Genomic DNA, 16,365 nt, shown 5'->3' on the forward strand with positions numbered 1-16,365 from the left:
TTTTGGAGCGGGTAGAGGGAATCGAACCCTCATAATTAGCTTGGAAGGCTAACACTCTACCACTGAGTTATACCCGCATATTTTGGAGCGGAAGACGAGATTCGAACTCGCGACGTCCACCTTGGCAAGGTGGCACTCTACCACTGAGCTACTTCCGCATGTATAATTTCTAAATAATGACTTGCCTTATAAATAGTAATGGTGCAGGTGAAGGGAGTTGAACCCATACACCCGAAGGCGCTAGATCCTAAGTCTAGTGCGTCTGCCAATTCCGCCACACCTGCATATTATTACTATTTTGGTGGCTTACCGGAGAATCGAACTCCGGACACCATGATTAAAAGTCATGTGCTCTACCAACTGAGCTAGTAAACCATATTAATTTATAGCAAACATAAATTTGAAAATGGGGTGGACGATGGGACTCGAACCCACGACAACCAGTACCACAAACTGGCGCTCTACCAACTGAACTACGTCCACCATATGGTGCGTCTTAAGGGATTCGAACCCCCGGCCCACGCCTTAGAAGGGCGTTGCTCTATCCAACTGAGCTAAAGACGCATATTAAGTAAAAATGGAGCGGGTAGAGGGAATCGAACCCTCGTAATTAGCTTGGAAGGCTAACACTCTACCATTGAGTTATACCCGCTTGTTAATTTAAATGGTCGGGGTGACAGGGATTGAACCTGCGACCTCATGGTCCCAAACCACGCGCGCTCCCAGCTGCGCTACACCCCGTAAAAATTTAAATGGTGCGCCATCGGGGTCTTGAACCCCGGACACCCTGATTAAGAGTCAGGTGCTCTACCAACTGAGCTAATGACACATATTTTGGTGAACCTTAAAAAGTTTAATCCTTTATGCCTTAAAAGAACATTACTCTATCAAATATATCTGGAACTTTAATATATAATAACATACTTGGAGCGGGAGACGAGATTCGAACTCGCGACGTTCACCTTGGCAAGGTGACGCTCTACCACTGAGCCACCCCCGCTTGTATGATTTAAATATTAATTTAATTGAAATAGTAATGGTGCAGGTGAAGGGAGTTGAACCCATACACCCGAAGGCGCTAGATCCTAAGTCTAGTGCGTCTGCCAATTCCGCCACACCTGCATATTATTACTATTTTGGTGGCTTACCGGAGAATCGAACTCCGGACACCATGATTAAAAGTCATGTGCTCTACCAACTGAGCTAGTAAACCATAATGGCTGGGATAGCAGGATTTGAACCTACGAATGCCACAGTCAAAGTGTGGTGCCTTACCGCTTGGCGATATCCCAATTGTAAATGGGGTGGACGATGGGACTCGAACCCACGACAACCAGTACCACAAACTGGCGCTCTACCAACTGAACTACGTCCACCATATGGTGCGTCTTAAGGGATTCGAACCCCCGGCCCACGCCTTAGAAGGGCGTTGCTCTATCCAACTGAGCTAAAGACGCATATTAAGTAAAAATGGAGCGGGTAGAGGGAATCGAACCCTCGTAATTAGCTTGGAAGGCTAACACTCTACCATTGAGTTATACCCGCTTATTAATTTAAATGGTCGGGGTGACAGGGATTGAACCTGCGACCTCATGGTCCCAAACCACGCGCGCTCCCAGCTGCGCTACACCCCGATATTCATTAAATGTCCATAAAATCATTTAATGTTCTAAATTAACTTTCTCGTCTTATACATTTTATTTAATGAATTTTTCCGACGACATGGATTATTTTACACCATATATATTAATACGTCAATACCTTTTTTATATCTTTTATATATTTAAATAAGAAAGCAGTCTTATTATGCAAATAAATGTTACATTTCATACTAAGTTCACATGTAAATGCCCTTCTAAATTGTTAAATTAAAATCTTATCACCTTTGGTTCTATAGTTCCCTTACTAATACTTATAATAGCGTAACTCTTATCCCCATCTCTTGGAAGCGATGCACTACCAGGATTTATATACCATATTCCTTCTTCAAAATCTATTTTTGCAATATGTGTGTGTCCATATAAGACTATGTCGGCCCCTGTTTCTAAAGCTTTATATCTAAGTCCAGATAAATTTTCTTTTACACCATATCTATGTCCATGTGTTAAAAATATCTTTTTTCCAGCAATTTCTAAAAACCTATCACTTGGTACACTTGCAGAAAAATCACAATTTCCTTTTACATTTATTATTTCACCCTTATAATACTTTTTTATAGCAGCTATGTCATCTACATTATCGCCTAAGTGAATTAACACGTCTACTCCCTTTATCTCCTTCTCTAGCCTCTCTATGCTGCTAATAACCATATGCGTATCACTTATAACACCTATGTGCATTTTGAATCACCTCTTCACTAATAAATCGTAATTTTTACATATATTTTTTAGGTTGTCAATAATTATATTTACTATACTAAATCTTTAAGTTCAGTTTTTAATTTATTTAATGCTCTTCCCCTATGACTAATAGCATTTTTGACCTCAGCATTCATCTGAGCAAATGTTTTTTTGTATTCTTCCACATAAAATAATGGGTCGTACCCAAACCCTTCATCACCTATAAATTCAGATGTGATTACTCCATCCACTTCACCCTGCACTTTTATTATTTTATCTACATTAACTATAAGTACCATTGCGCAAATAAATTTAGCCTTCCGCTCATGCTCACTTGCACCCTCTAAAAGATATAATAATTTTTCATTATTTGCTTTGGTATCTCCATGAACACCTGCAAACCTGGCCGAAAAAACTCCTGGTGCTCCATTTAAAGATTCCACAGCTAAACCTGAATCATCCGCTAGAACCATATTTCCATCAGCTATCTTGTAAATTTCGCTAGCCTTTATGTATGCATTATCAATAAATGTACTTCCTGTTTCTTCTACATCGATATTAATATTAACTTCTTTTAGAGATAATATTTCAAAATCAAACTCTGATAAAATTTCCTTTATCTCTCCAATTTTATGATCATTATTACTGGCAATTATTATTTTCTTCATACTTATCCCCTTTATCTATATTACCTATAGTTCTCTTTTATTATTATCTATTATTTGTTCTAAATTATCCCAATTTAATTTTGAAGCCTTCATTCAAATTTCCCTTACTAATTTGATAAAACTAGCACATTTTTCTAAACGTAATCATATTATCTATATAAGGACTAATATATGGTGGTGATATAATGAATTTTCTAGGACCTTTTTTAAGAGTCAATACATTGAACAAAAATAACATAAGAAATCAATTTTTCTACTTATCGAAAGAATCATTAAAAGATATAGTTTTTGACTCCAAATGTGGGATATATATTCCAACGCGAGATTTAAGATCTAAATCTTTTTCTAAGATTGATATTAACACAATTAATTTAAATTCTCCACTTTTATGTGTTTACAAAAAAGCAGATGCTAAATTAAAAATGAAAGAAGGAACATTAAATTGGAATGAAAGCAAGGTTAAAAAAGAAATAACTATTAACAGCAATGCATTCATGACTTTATCATTATTAGAACTCGTAGAATATTATCGTAGCTTTAAGAAAATAGATGATACAAAATATGCATTAAGCTCACTTTACCTTAAGCTATGCAAAGAACAACTAGAATTCTATGCTTCTTATTTTCGAAATAAAGATGGTCTTTTTGTAGATAAAAAAGATATAACAGATCCTATGCAAGAAGAATTTACTTTTGAAGATAAAAACGCCAAATTCAAGTTTTCTGATCAAGCTTTTATGATGGCTTCTTACTACAAATACTATTCTTTTGTCAATGATGAACAAGAATATGAAAAATTTGCTTTAGACATCCTTGATATGTTCACTTTGTATAAAGAAGAAATTTACAATGTTTCATTTGAAGAACTCAACAAGATATGCTTAGCCCTAAACATTTTTTACAAGTACTCCGGCATTGAAAAATGCGAAAATTTACTAATAGATTTTCTTGATTTACTTATCGATCAATATAATACTAAACCCGCTTTAATTATTAATGCTAAATTAGATTACTCCTGTATGCTTTTTATAAATTGTACACTTATGTATAATAGTACTTACATTCATAAATTTAAAGCTACTAGTGATGATTTATATGAAAAGCTCACAAAATTATATGATAGTGAAAAGGGTCTATTACTAAAAGAAAGCTCCGAAAAAGAAGTAACTTTTACCTCCGATGAAATAATGCTCTACATTTATAGCTTAATGTTATATTCTGATTCTAATACTATAGATGATAACTCAAACATGCTTCAAGATATTTTTAAACACCAAATTTTGGACTCTGGCATAGTTTTAAGTTGGCCTGATTCTCCATCACTTGATGATTCAGAACATTACAGAAATTTCTCTCTTAAGTCTGAAGATCTGATTCAAGACGATAATTTCAGATCACCAGAGGCTCCAACACCTGAAAATAATGAATTAGCATCAATATTTATCAAAAATATAGTATACAACAGACGTAAAGAAAACTTTAAACAAAGTAAATCATCTTTTGATAGTAGCAAAAATATGTTTATATTTTTCCTAACCATATTCTTTCATAATCAATGATACTATAAGTAATTCTTCTTATATTGTGCTATAACAAAAGTATATATTGCTCGAATTGCTTTCTCTTCACCATGTAATTCTAAAATTTAATTTATTAATAGCTGCTAAAAACACAAACTACGCTCAGACATGTGTTTTCTTTACGCAACTACAAATAATTTAAATTAAGAATTACTAAGGTTTGTTCAAATGCATTCTACGCAATATATACTTTTATTAGCATAATATATAAAGAGAAAGTATAAAAGACTTCTAAAAACTCATTATTACATTTTATTTTGTTACAACATTGTCCTTATAAGCATAATCGAATTTTAGATTTCCACCTTTAGTTGTGTAGATATCTTTAATATTTGCTTTTTTACATATCACTGTATTTGCTATATATATAGGTACACATGGTAAATCTTTTGCGAGTATCTTTTGTGCCTGATTATAAATTGTTATTTTTTTATTATTATTGTTTTCCATCAATGCTTTGTCTATAATTTTATCATAATTTGCATTCTTATATCCATATATATTATCTTTTGAATTAGCTGTCCACTTAGAAAAGAACTTATAACTGTCTCCGTATTCTTCATCATTTCCTGTAAATACTATGTTGTAATTCCCAGAATTTATAACTTTTTTAAGATCATCTTTTTTATAACCAGTACAAACCACATCTATATTTAAATATTTTTTGATACTTTTAGCTATTTCACCACTTATTTTGGTATCAAAATTTTTATTCTCATACACCATAACTAATTTTTGTTCTTTATCATAAGTACTATTTTTCAAAAATTCTTGACCTTTACTTTTATTTCGAGATTCATCAAAAATTAATTTATCACTATTATCATTAATACTAGTATAGGTGGTATAATTCATTGTCGGAACCGCCAAGTCTCCTGATAAAGTTTCTATTATTAATTTTCTATTTATTATTTCATTTATTGCATTTCTAAAGTTTTGGTCTACTAGTCCTTTATTTTTTAAATTAAAATTTAGATAATACCTGCTTTGTGTAGGTTTAACTTCAGTTTTCTTTTCATCACTGAGAGTACTTATTTCACTTATTGGTGGGCTTACAAAGACATCAATTTTTGAGTTTGCACTATCTCCATTAGTTTCAAAGTCAGCAAGTGCTTTCTCATCTCCAATTACTGACGTAAACAACATTTCACTGCTAACAATTTCATTTGCCCTCCAATACTTTTGATTTTTTAGTAATGTTATTTCACCATCTTTATTTATGTTTTTTATAATAAATGGACCACTATACTCAATTTGCTTATAATTGTCTTTCCAATTTTTCATATTCGTACTATCATCTCTTAACGTAAAAATTGGATTACTAAGGATATTAATAAAGTTATCCTTTGGGCTATTTAACCTTATCTCTAGACTTAAATTATCCTTTGATGCTACTATCCCCACTCTATCAAACGCTACTTTCCCCATACTAAAATCTTTAGCTCCAAATATACAATATAGTTGCTCTGAAAAATTGTTTCCTTTTTCCAACAAAATATCATGAAAAAATCTTACAAAATCCGTAGCTTTTATATCTGTCCCATCACTGTAATGGAGATCCTTTCTTAATTTAAATGTATAACCTATTTTGTCTTTTGAAATATCATATTTTTCTGCCATTCCAGGCACTATTTTGCCATCTTTGTCTTCTCTTACTAGTCCTTCAAATAAAACTAATAACAAGTCTTTTTCCCGAATATTATCATTATCTACCATTAACAAATCTGATGGTAATTCTCCTAAGTTGTAAACTATATATTTCCTAGATATAGAAGTTGTCACTTTTTTTTGAACACATCCACTAGTAAACATTATCATAAAAATTAAAATTACACATAACATTTTTTTCATACTTACCCCCACCTTAGGTGCATCTAAACAAATAGCAAATCCATATCCTCGACTATTTTTATGCACCTTATTTAGAAGTATTAACTTTTAATATATGAATTATTCAAGTTTACTTATTTCTTTTATTTACAAAATAGTCATCATACACCATAAATTTCTTGTTAATACACTTAAAATCATTCGGGATTGCTTTTGTTGGAATAGATTCGACCTTACAAATTAGAATTTGCTTTATTCTTCTAAAACAACAAAAAATAACACCGACATTAAGCCGATGTTATTTTGAATATTTATCAGAAGATAAATAAAAGTTAATTATAATTTTATTTAGAAGTTACTATAATGAAATTTCAGTATCTAAATTAATTTCATTACTTTCTATTCTTTTCTTTAAGTCCTTAATTTTTTCTTCAATTTTCTTAGCTATTTTTATAAATTCGTCGTCAGATTTACCAGTAGGGTCGTCTAGTCCCCAATCTTCCTCATGTCTGTGTGCTACAATTGGACAAACTACATTACAACCCATTTTTATTACAATATCGGCCTCTGGTATATCATCAATTAATTTTGATGTATGAGTCTCATTCATATCTAAATTATATAAATTCTTTATTATTCTAACTGCATCTTGGTTAATTTGAGGTTTAGTCTCAGTTCCTGCAGAATACGATTCAAACACAGATGACCCAAACTTTTTTCCAAGAGCCTCTGCCATTTGAGATCTACAAGAATTGTGAACACAGATAAATGCTATCTTTGGTTTCATACCATCATTCTCCTTTATATAAATATATAGTAAATTATAATTTCCCTCACAGCTGTTACAGCGACCCAGGAGATAATTTAACTAGCCTAAGGGAATATAAATTCATTTGATTAATATACTAAAATTAAGCTTTCTCTTTTGGAAAATACTTCTTTTTCCAATGTAATGCTACATTAACTAGACCTATCATTACCGGCACCTCAACAAGTGGTCCAATAACTGCTGCAAAAGCTTCCTTGGATTGTATTCCAAATACGGCTACTGCAACTGCGATAGCAAGCTCAAAATTATTACTTGCAGCAGTAAATGCTAGTGTTACTGTTCTCTTATAATCCACTCCAGACTTATAACTAATATAGAATGATACTGAAAACATAATAACAAAGTAAATTAGGAGTGGAACCGCTACTTTAATAACGTCTAAAGGAAGTTGTACAATATATTGTCCTTTATAAATAAACATAACTATTATCGTAAATAATAATGCAATTAAAGCGAGTGGGCTAATCTTTGGTATAAACTTCTTTGTATACCACTCAGTTCCCATTTTAGGTTCTAGAACTGCTCTTGTGAGAAATCCCAGTGCAAATGGAATTCCTAAATAAATTGCAACTGATGAGGCTACTGCCCCCATTGAAATATTGACTTTATACCCAGTAAGTCCAAATAATGGTGGTAATACTGTTACAAAAACATATGCAAATACTGAATAGAATATTATTTGAAATATTGAATTAAAAGCTACTAATGCAGCAGCGTATTCACTATCTCCACCTGCTAAATGGTTCCAAACTATTACCATAGCAATACACCTTGCAACACCTATTAATATAAGTCCTGTCATCAAACCAGGATCTGACCTTAAGAAAACTATTGCAAGTATAAACATTAATATTGGTCCTATAATCCAGTTTTGAACTAATGACAAAGTTAAAATTTTTGGACTTTTAAATACCTTTCCGAGTTGTTTGTAATTAACCTTTGCAAGTGGTGGATATAACATTACTATTAGTCCAATTGCAATAGGTATTGATGTATTACCCACTGATAGTTTTGATAAAACACCTGCTGCTCCCGGCACTGCCCACCCTAATAAAATACCCACTGCCATTGCAAGGAATATCCATAAGGTTAAGAACCTATCAAGTAATGCTAGTCTTGGTTTTGTATCCATATTAATTCCCCCCTTTATTCTAACAATTCAGCTCCTTAGGAGATGATTTAACTTATCACCCTTAATCTCATCAGGGCTCCAAGGAATAACTGCAAATTTACCCTCTGCATGTGCATCAACTTTGTTAATCCATTCAATTTCATTACTTGCTTTTGCAGCTAGTAACTTATTGGTTGTACCTGTCTTGTATAAGGATGAATTAATAACCCACCATTTAGCCATAATCTTTGCACGTATTAAATCTTCTTCTAAACGTTTTGCTTCATATACTGGTGTAGCTTCAGCAAGTGTCACTATTATAACTTCAGTTTCATCTGCATTTCGAAGTCTTGGTAATAATTTTTTAACAGATCCAGGGATATCACCTTGTGAACGCTTAATTTCTTGGTTATAACTTTGAGTTGAATCAAGTAACAATAAAGTATGACCCGTTGGAGCCGTATCAATGACAACAATTTGATCCTCTGCTTTATCAACTATTTCGGCAAAAGCTCTAAACACTGCAATTTCCTGAGTACATGGAGATCTAAGATCCTCTTCAACATAGGCGATGTCTTCCTCAGCCATGGTTTCTCTAGCTTTTGAAAGTACTTCCTCTTGATATTTTTTTAGTTCAGCATGCTCATCAATGTGACTCATAGTAATGTTACTGTTTTCTTTAATAACATATTTAAGATGAGCTGCAGGATCAGTTGTAGTAAGGTGTACTTTTTTCCCTTTTGCTGATAATCCGAGTGCAATAGCTGCTGCAATTGTAGTTTTACCTACACCACCTTTACCCATAGTAAATATTACTTTTTTATTGCCTTTGCATAAATCTTCAATAACATCTTTTAGCGTTGGAATAGTTTTTGCATTTATTTTCTCACTACATGCAGTATAATTATCCTTGGTAAGAAGTGCCCTCACATTATCCATGCCTGTTATATTGTAAGCTCTTAGTTGTACCATATAGGTCTTAATTTTTTTTAGACCATCTGGCATTCCGAGGAGTGATTTTTGTTGTTTTTGATATAGACTTTCTGATACATTATCATCGAAAGAGCTCATTACACCATTTATTATCATGGTTTGATTATTAACGCCAATTTCAGATAATTCTTTCGATGCTCTTTCTGCTTCTTTAAGTGGTGTAATCTCCGGCCTTGAAATAAGCACAAGAGTTGTTAATTCTCCATTTGCTAAGGTTTCTACTGCCTTTTTATATACTTCTTTTTTACTCTCAAGTCCTGAAAGTTGCCCTAAACATGAGGCACCATGTGTACTTTCACTAATAAAGCTACTCCAAGCTGATGGTAATTGAAGCATTCTAAGTGTATGACCCGTTGGTGCAGTATCAAATATAATATGGTCATAATCCTTTTGGAGTTTTTCATCTGTTATAAATTTTGAAAATTCATTGAACGCTGCAATTTCAACAGTACATGAACCAGAAAGCTGTTCTTCCATATTTTTAAGAACAGCCTCGGGTAATTTGCCACGATAAGGTGCAATTACACTTTCCCTGTGCTCAGCAGCAGCTTTAATTGGATCAAGGTTAGCAACAATAAGATTTGGTACTTCCTTAATTGGAACACCCTTATTTGTAAGTTCTGTATTAAAAACATCCTGCAAATTTGATGCAGGGTCGGTACTTATAAGCAGCACTTTTTTCCCTCTATCAGCAAGGTTAACCGCAGTAGCACAAGCTGTTGAGGTTTTTCCTACACCACCTTTACCTGTATAAAATAAATATTTTGTAAGATTAATATTTTCTGGATTAAAAATTTCCATGTTATTAAACACCTCCCGTTTTATTTTTATTCTATTTCTGTATTTTATTTTGTAATGCGTTTTCTTTAAATGTAAGTATTAGCAACATCCACCATCACAACCACAGCCTTTTGATGTCTTTTTTATAGATGGTTTTTTTATAACTGATTTTAGTGAACTTACTGGCACATCTAATAAACTTGAAAACTCCTCGTCCGTTGGATATATCTTTGTTTTTACAACAACATCGTCCACCATTGTAACTGGAAGTATATCTACTCCGGATTCATTTAACATTTTATTTATTGTTTTATTATCAACGAACATCTGTGGGTTACTAGACAAGTTATATCTTTCAACTAAAATACCATTGTTTTTCAAATTATTTATTATCGAAGAAACCCTTAATAGTTGTCTATCAACTCCTGGTCCACAAACTCCTGTTGAGCAACACATAGCTGGTTCAAATATTATCATTTTTTTCATATAAAACACTCCTCTTAATATTTAGTGTAGCGTACGCTACACCTACTTATTTATTATTTGCATTCACACTTAGTCTTATCATTACATATACATTCATCTTTATCTGTAACAAGATTCATAAGAAATAATATAAGTTTGTTACAGTTATTATTGTTTAGTGAGTAGTAACTCCATAGTTTCTCTTTTCTGCATTTTACAATTTCATTGTCAACTAATACCTTCATATGATGAGATAGCGTTGGCTGTGTAAATTCAAAATGCTCCAGTATATCACAAGCACACTTTTCGCCACATGACAAAATATCAATTATTTTAAGTCTACTAGGATCTGAAAGTGCTTTAATAATTTTTGCATTATCATCATAATTGTTTTTCACTTCATCACTCCTTACATTCACGTTCATCTATATATAATATACATCTTTGTCTATATTGTGTCAATATACTAGTATATAATTAACTATATATTTGTTGTTATATTTACATTCTTCTATATACATTCTATTCATTCTCTCATTAAGTGTTCCCATATTTTTTTAAAATAACCTAGACATTCAAAAAAATTTAATACTATAATTATAAAAGGCAAATCATATTAGATAATATGGTTTGCCTTTTACCTCAGGTTATAAACAATTATTATGATTAGATTAATCTATTCCAATTACTGTACTTCTACGTTCCATAAAAACTACATCATGCCATTCACCATTTTTCATTTTAGCAACTTTTTCTCTTCTTCCAATTTCCCTAAACCCACATTTTTCATGCAATTTTATACTTGAAATGTTTTCTCTTATAATTCCGGACTGCAATGTCCAAAACCCATTTTCTTCTGATAATTCAATCAAACTTTTTAAAAGATTTCTCCCTATTTCTTTCCTCTATGATTTTGTCCAATATATATACTAACTTCTACTACTCTTTTACTTTTCTCAAATAAACCAAGATCCTTTTATTGCAGTAAAACAGAAAAAAGGAGCACATTATGCTCCTTTTTTCTGTTATTTATTGGTGATGATGTTCACCATGATGATTACAAACTACATCTTTATTTTCCAAAGTTCCATTAATGTATTCTTCAATTACCTTTGAATATTCTCCAGATGCTCCTTTTATTACCTCAAGACCATTTTGCTCTAATCCACTTATTGCTCCTCCACCAATTCCACCAGTAATAACCACTGTTGCTCCTTGATTTTTGAGTAAATCCGCTAATCCTTGATGCTCATGTTGAAGCTCAGCTGATGATATTTCTTGGGTACTTATAACTTTTTTATCTTCTATAGTAACAATAACAAAACTTTTGCTCATTCCAAAATGTTGATTCACCATACTACCATTATTAGGTATTGCTATTTTCATAAAATATTACCTCCACTTTTTATTTTTTTGTCTTTTTAATAATTTTATTAATAATATTTTCAGCTATTTCTGTTAATTCATCATTTAACTTGTATTCACCTTTGTTAGAAATATTAACTATTTCCCTACACATTGGAATTTCGCCAAGTAAATCTAAGTCATTTTTATTTAAGAATTCGTCTATGTTATCTGAATCAAACATTTTTATTTTCTCCGTGCATCCTGGACAAATAATATAACTCATGTTCTCTATTAATCCTATTATATCGATGTCTAGCTTGCGTGCCATATTTACTGCTTTCCCAACAATCATAGATACTAAGTCCTGTGGTGTTGAAATCATTACTATTCCTGTAACTGGTATTGATTGCATTACTGTTAGAGCAACATCACCTGTGCCAGGAGGCATATCTATAATTAAATAATCAAGCTCTCCCCATATTACCTCAGTCCAAAACTGCTTAACAACACCAGAAACTGCTGGTCCTCGCCAAATAACTGGGTCATCTTCATTTTCCACTAAAAAATTCATTGAAATAACATCAATACCCTCAGTAGTTTTAACCGGTATAATACCCGATTCATTCATAAAAGGTTTAACATCTTTAATACCTAATAGCCTTGGTATACTTGGGCCAGTAATATCTGAGTCCATAAGACCAACCTTATATCCTTTTTTATTAAGTTCCTGTGCAATAAGAACGGATATTGTTGATTTACCTACCCCACCTTTTCCACTCATAACACCGATAATATTTTTAACTTTATTTAATGGATTATTTTCTATACCACATGTTTCTTTATTATCACATTCACCATTTGACGGACAACTTTCACACTCAGCCATACATAATCGCCTCTTTCTTTTATTTGTCATATGCCATTTATATTGTAATACTATTATTCATTATTGTCAAATGCCAATAATGTTTTTAATAAAATCTCTTATAAAACTATTTATCAGATAATATTGTGTTTGTTACATTGCCTCTGACAAAAGCTACTTCGTTTATTGCAAGTCACTTGCTCAGATCCACATGCTGGGCAAATCTTCCTATCTTCTTCATATTTTATTTCGTAAGTATTCTCGCAAGATAAACATTTAAAATTGCATACATTTCTTGTGTAATTTCCACCACTTATATTTATTGCTTTACCCTCTATTAGAGCTATGGCAATCTTCTTCCTTGCACTATCAATTATATTCTGAAAAGTTTGTCTTGAAACGAGCATTTTCTTTGCACATTCTTCCTGATTTAAATCTTCAACGTCCTTAAGCCTCATGGCTTCAAACTCTTCAACCTTTATGAGTATTTCTTCAATTTCACATTTTCTTCTTCCTGCTGGTACAAAGTATGTATACTCGGGTAAATTCTCTACACGTCTATTTTTCACTGGTCTTGACATAAATATTATCCTCACTTTTCATATACTCTTTAGAATTCTTAAATGCTGTTTTCAGTGGCATATGCTATATAAAATTCTACAATTGATTAACATCAATGTCAAATAACAATATTTAAATCAAAATAATTTCTATGGAAAATCTTTTTTAATTACTCTGATCAAAATTTCGGTAATTACACCGGCTCCAATTCCTAGGCTGTATGCTAATAAGTCACTCCACAAAAATCCATATCCTAGTACCAATCCTCCAATTGTTGTATTTCTAATAGTATCTATCCAATTAGCATGATACAACTGGCTTGATTCAATAATGCAACAAAATAATATCCCAATTATTGCAACTGACTTTGTTTTCATCTCTCTAAAAATATATCCCAAAGCAAGAAAAATCATTAATGCCCACAGAGCATCCCCCAAATATGTATTCAATAAATCCGGAATAAATTTAGCCATCTTTCTTGAACCTAATCCTAAAATAATTACAACCATTGTCATCGCAGCATACAATAATCTATTACGTTTATATATCATAATTTATTTATTCCCTCTCATTGTAAATATGATATCAATAATTTAAAAAGGATAAACATATTCAATTTTTGATTTTTCTGTATTTTTTATACTTTCAACTATGATTATAGGTGTTTTTTCACCGTTATAGTTTAAAATTTTTATTTTTCCAGTAACCTTTATCCATGTATCTTGTTTTAGATCCTTAGCTTTATCATAATTAGCTAAAAGTCCGACAGGTACCAAATCTGCTGCGCAGCAAGTCATCATAAGCCTAGCCGGAACAAACTCATTATTTTTGAATCCATCAGCTTTAAACACGAACCCAATTAGTTCAATCTTCTTACCTTCATATTTCAGCATATTATTAGAAATCTCTTCTGTCCATTTTTCGAAATTATTATCACTTATGACTATAGTATTATCATGCATTTCCAGTTTTTCATCTACTTTACTAGAATTTGTTTTTGTAGTTGTGTTTCCTGTGATTTTATCCTTATTTATTATGCCCTTATCCATTATATTTTTCTGTTTTATATTATCGATTTGCGATACGCTTTTTGCACCTACAAGTGACATTGATTTTGAACTCGATGCTTCTGGCATCATGAAAGCCATAAGCAAAGGAATAATAAAAAATAAGTACGGTTTTATATTTACTTTTCTTTTGGGTTTAAATATATCACGTATTATGAATAATGAAAGTGAAATCATTGCAACAATGCCAAACTTTATATAAGGAATAATCCTAGGTGCAACATAAAGCAGCACTTTTTTACTTTTTATTATGTCATAAAAGAAAAATGCAAATCCAGTTAATATTACTAGTTTTAATAATACTTCTATATTTATTTTCTTGATTTTTATTAACCCCATAATCTACCCCTCCATTAGAATAGTGTTGCGAACACAATTAATATTTCAAATGAGATTAATAGCATTAAAAACACAAGTTTAATAACAAATCTTTTTTTAAAGTTTCCGAGTAGCATCAGTAAATTCTTTATATCAAGCATTGGCCCAAGCACTAAAAATCCCATTATTGAACCTATAGGAAATTGATTAACAAAAGTTCTTGCTATAAATGCATCGGAAGTAGCGCACACTGAAAGAATAAATGCAAATAACATCATTATTAAAAGTGAAATTATAGTTCCTCCACCTATGTTTCCAAACATTTCTTTTGGAATCAGAGTCTGCATTATGCTAGAAAGAAATGCTCCAATTATTATAAATTTTCCTATTTGAAAAAATTCTGCACCTGCATGATTAAATATTGCATCTACATTTCCTAAAATACCTTTTTTATTATTATAATTGTTGTTACAAAACCCACAATTACAATTTATTACATCAACACTTTCCAAAGGTAGAATATCTTTTTCAGGAACAAGCATAAATACCACCCCAACTAAAAATGCTACAGTAATGCCTAACCCTACCCTATATATCGCTATAGAAGGTTGACTAGGAAATGCAAACAATGTAGATGCAATAACAATAGGATTTACTATTGGTGCAGCAATCATAAATGTTACAGCTGCAGGCAGTGGGACCCCCTTTTTAATAAGTCTTGCGCCTACTGGTATAATGGCACAATCACATACAGGAAAGAAAAGTCCTGCAAATATAGCAACAATAAATTGTAAAGCCCTATTTTCAGGAAAAATATTTGTTATTTTTTCACTTGATACATTTACTTGTATTATAGCTGAAACAAATACACCGAATAACACAAATGGAAAAGCCTGAATTAAAATACTCAGAAATACTATATTAAATCTTTCTAGCCAAGGTAAAAATATTTTAGTAATGTCAAATCCCGTGGGTTTAAAAATAGAATACACTAAATATGCTATAACGAACCCTAATATAGCTATTAGAAGCAATATTTCATTATTGAATGCCTTTGGTTTAGCTAAAATAAAAATCCCTTTACTTATTTTAGCAGACTTATTTATTCTTTTTAAAGTTCGTTTAATTTTATTCAATTTTTCACCATGGAAATTACCTGTATTATTTAGAATAATAAAATCACTGTTTAAAATCTGATTAATAAGTATACTACCCATGTTATTCATAAAAATATCAAAGGTTGAAACATCAATGGTATGGACTATTTCATTTATGAAACATTTTCTGCTGATACTAAGATAATCAAATATTTCTATTAAATTATTAATTTTTTTCATACCATTAGCTTCTATAATAATTTTAGTTGGATGATATTTTTTAATAACATAGTTTATATATTCTTTATCTAAATCATTTTCCTTGTAAGCATCCTCAATGAATAGGTTTTTATTTTTAATAACGGGTTCTATATTTGTTTGTCCCTTTTCACATTGTATTATAACTGTAATATCTCTTTTAGAAACCTCATTTTCAAGTTTATTATTTATAAGTTTAGTCTTACCCGATCCTAAAAATCCAGTTACTATGTCTACTTTTATCTTCATAAATTATA

At 31.5% G+C, this 16,365-nt stretch carries 15 protein-coding genes, 17 tRNA genes and 1 pseudogene; 1 reads left to right on the plus strand and 32 read right to left on the minus strand.

What is annotated here, in order from left to right:
• Positions 1 to 3 precede the first annotated feature (3 nt).
• The 19 genes from A7L45_RS19540 to A7L45_RS19630 form a co-directional block, all read right to left on the minus strand.
• Positions 4 to 77 (minus strand) — tRNA-Gly (locus A7L45_RS19540).
• 6 nt (positions 78 to 83) lie between these two features.
• Positions 84 to 158: transfer RNA gene (locus A7L45_RS19545), tRNA-Gly, on the minus strand.
• Between the two features lie 41 nt (positions 159 to 199).
• Positions 200 to 284: transfer RNA gene (locus tag A7L45_RS19550), tRNA-Leu, on the minus strand.
• Between the two features lie 15 nt (positions 285 to 299).
• Positions 300 to 375: transfer RNA gene (locus A7L45_RS19555), tRNA-Lys, on the minus strand.
• 32 nt (positions 376 to 407) lie between these two features.
• Positions 408 to 483, minus strand: a tRNA-His gene (locus A7L45_RS19560).
• A 4-nt stretch (positions 484 to 487) separates the two neighbouring features.
• Positions 488 to 564 (minus strand) — tRNA-Arg (locus A7L45_RS19565).
• Positions 565 to 578: 14 nt separating this feature from the next.
• Positions 579 to 652: transfer RNA gene (locus tag A7L45_RS19570), tRNA-Gly, on the minus strand.
• Positions 653 to 665: 13 nt separating this feature from the next.
• Positions 666 to 741, minus strand: a tRNA-Pro gene (locus A7L45_RS19575).
• Between the two features lie 12 nt (positions 742 to 753).
• Positions 754 to 829, minus strand: a tRNA-Lys gene (locus tag A7L45_RS19580).
• A 96-nt stretch (positions 830 to 925) separates the two neighbouring features.
• A tRNA-Gly gene (locus A7L45_RS19585) sits at positions 926 to 1,000 on the minus strand.
• A gap of 37 nt (positions 1,001 to 1,037) precedes the next feature.
• Positions 1,038 to 1,122, minus strand: a tRNA-Leu gene (locus tag A7L45_RS19590).
• Between the two features lie 15 nt (positions 1,123 to 1,137).
• Positions 1,138 to 1,213 (minus strand) — tRNA-Lys (locus tag A7L45_RS19595).
• Positions 1,214 to 1,217: 4 nt separating this feature from the next.
• A tRNA-Gln gene (locus A7L45_RS19600) sits at positions 1,218 to 1,292 on the minus strand.
• An 8-nt stretch (positions 1,293 to 1,300) separates the two neighbouring features.
• A tRNA-His gene (locus A7L45_RS19605) sits at positions 1,301 to 1,376 on the minus strand.
• 4 nt (positions 1,377 to 1,380) lie between these two features.
• Positions 1,381 to 1,457 (minus strand) — tRNA-Arg (locus tag A7L45_RS19610).
• 14 nt (positions 1,458 to 1,471) lie between these two features.
• Positions 1,472 to 1,545: transfer RNA gene (locus tag A7L45_RS19615), tRNA-Gly, on the minus strand.
• A 13-nt stretch (positions 1,546 to 1,558) separates the two neighbouring features.
• Positions 1,559 to 1,634 (minus strand) — tRNA-Pro (locus tag A7L45_RS19620).
• Between the two features lie 234 nt (positions 1,635 to 1,868).
• Positions 1,869 to 2,339: a metallophosphoesterase gene (locus A7L45_RS19625; protein WP_071614341.1), complete on the minus strand. Its 471-nt coding sequence runs from the start codon at positions 2,337 to 2,339 to the stop codon at positions 1,869 to 1,871.
• A 71-nt stretch (positions 2,340 to 2,410) separates the two neighbouring features.
• Complete coding sequence (locus A7L45_RS19630; protein ID WP_071614342.1) at positions 2,411 to 3,007, minus strand: XTP/dITP diphosphatase; 597 nt, start codon at positions 3,005 to 3,007, stop codon at positions 2,411 to 2,413.
• A 185-nt stretch (positions 3,008 to 3,192) separates the two neighbouring features.
• On the opposite strand from A7L45_RS19630, the gene A7L45_RS19635 reads away from it, so the two are divergent.
• Complete coding sequence (locus A7L45_RS19635; protein WP_071614343.1) at positions 3,193 to 4,566, plus strand: hypothetical protein; 1,374 nt, start codon at positions 3,193 to 3,195, stop codon at positions 4,564 to 4,566.
• 273 nt (positions 4,567 to 4,839) lie between these two features.
• Here the strand turns inward: A7L45_RS19635 and A7L45_RS19640 are convergent, their stop codons facing one another.
• From A7L45_RS19640 to A7L45_RS19700, 13 genes and pseudogenes are all read right to left on the minus strand, one after another.
• Positions 4,840 to 6,438, minus strand: a complete 1,599-nt coding sequence (locus A7L45_RS19640; RefSeq protein ID WP_071614344.1) for a peptide ABC transporter substrate-binding protein — start codon at positions 6,436 to 6,438, stop codon at positions 4,840 to 4,842.
• Positions 6,439 to 6,775: 337 nt separating this feature from the next.
• A complete protein-coding gene (locus A7L45_RS19645; RefSeq protein ID WP_071614345.1) occupies positions 6,776 to 7,204 on the minus strand; it encodes an arsenate reductase ArsC in 429 nt (142 codons plus the stop codon).
• A 124-nt stretch (positions 7,205 to 7,328) separates the two neighbouring features.
• Positions 7,329 to 8,378, minus strand: coding sequence for an ACR3 family arsenite efflux transporter (arsB, locus tag A7L45_RS19650; protein ID WP_071614346.1), 1,050 nt, complete (start codon positions 8,376 to 8,378; stop codon positions 7,329 to 7,331).
• 27 nt (positions 8,379 to 8,405) lie between these two features.
• Entirely contained in the window at positions 8,406 to 10,151 is a 1,746-nt protein-coding gene (gene arsA / locus A7L45_RS19655; RefSeq protein ID WP_071614347.1) for an arsenical pump-driving ATPase, read from the minus strand.
• Positions 10,152 to 10,229: 78 nt separating this feature from the next.
• Entirely contained in the window at positions 10,230 to 10,616 is a 387-nt protein-coding gene (gene arsD, locus A7L45_RS19660; RefSeq protein WP_071614348.1) for an arsenite efflux transporter metallochaperone ArsD, read from the minus strand.
• Between the two features lie 53 nt (positions 10,617 to 10,669).
• A complete protein-coding gene (locus A7L45_RS19665; protein WP_071614349.1) occupies positions 10,670 to 10,993 on the minus strand; it encodes an ArsR/SmtB family transcription factor in 324 nt (107 codons plus the stop codon).
• 273 nt (positions 10,994 to 11,266) lie between these two features.
• A pseudogene (locus A7L45_RS19670) lies at positions 11,267 to 11,538 on the minus strand (N-acetyltransferase family protein); the annotation flags it as partial.
• An 86-nt stretch (positions 11,539 to 11,624) separates the two neighbouring features.
• Positions 11,625 to 11,981, minus strand: coding sequence for a NifB/NifX family molybdenum-iron cluster-binding protein (locus A7L45_RS19675; protein WP_071614350.1), 357 nt, complete (start codon positions 11,979 to 11,981; stop codon positions 11,625 to 11,627).
• Between the two features lie 19 nt (positions 11,982 to 12,000).
• A complete protein-coding gene (locus A7L45_RS19680; protein WP_071614351.1) occupies positions 12,001 to 12,828 on the minus strand; it encodes an Mrp/NBP35 family ATP-binding protein in 828 nt (275 codons plus the stop codon).
• Between the two features lie 113 nt (positions 12,829 to 12,941).
• On the minus strand, positions 12,942 to 13,388 hold the full coding sequence (locus A7L45_RS19685; RefSeq protein WP_071614352.1) for a DUF134 domain-containing protein: 447 nt from the start codon (positions 13,386 to 13,388) through the stop codon (positions 12,942 to 12,944).
• Positions 13,389 to 13,517: 129 nt separating this feature from the next.
• Entirely contained in the window at positions 13,518 to 13,919 is a 402-nt protein-coding gene (locus A7L45_RS19690) for a ribosomal maturation YjgA family protein (protein WP_071614353.1), read from the minus strand.
• A 42-nt stretch (positions 13,920 to 13,961) separates the two neighbouring features.
• Positions 13,962 to 14,774: a TIGR03943 family putative permease subunit gene (locus A7L45_RS19695; RefSeq protein WP_071614354.1), complete on the minus strand. Its 813-nt coding sequence runs from the start codon at positions 14,772 to 14,774 to the stop codon at positions 13,962 to 13,964.
• A 14-nt stretch (positions 14,775 to 14,788) separates the two neighbouring features.
• Positions 14,789 to 16,357, minus strand: coding sequence for a permease (locus A7L45_RS19700; protein WP_071614355.1), 1,569 nt, complete (start codon positions 16,355 to 16,357; stop codon positions 14,789 to 14,791).
• Positions 16,358 to 16,365: the final 8 nt, after the last annotated feature.

The organism is Clostridium estertheticum subsp. estertheticum (assembly GCF_001877035.1).
GTDB lineage: Bacteria > Bacillota > Clostridia > Clostridiales > Clostridiaceae > Clostridium_AD > Clostridium_AD estertheticum.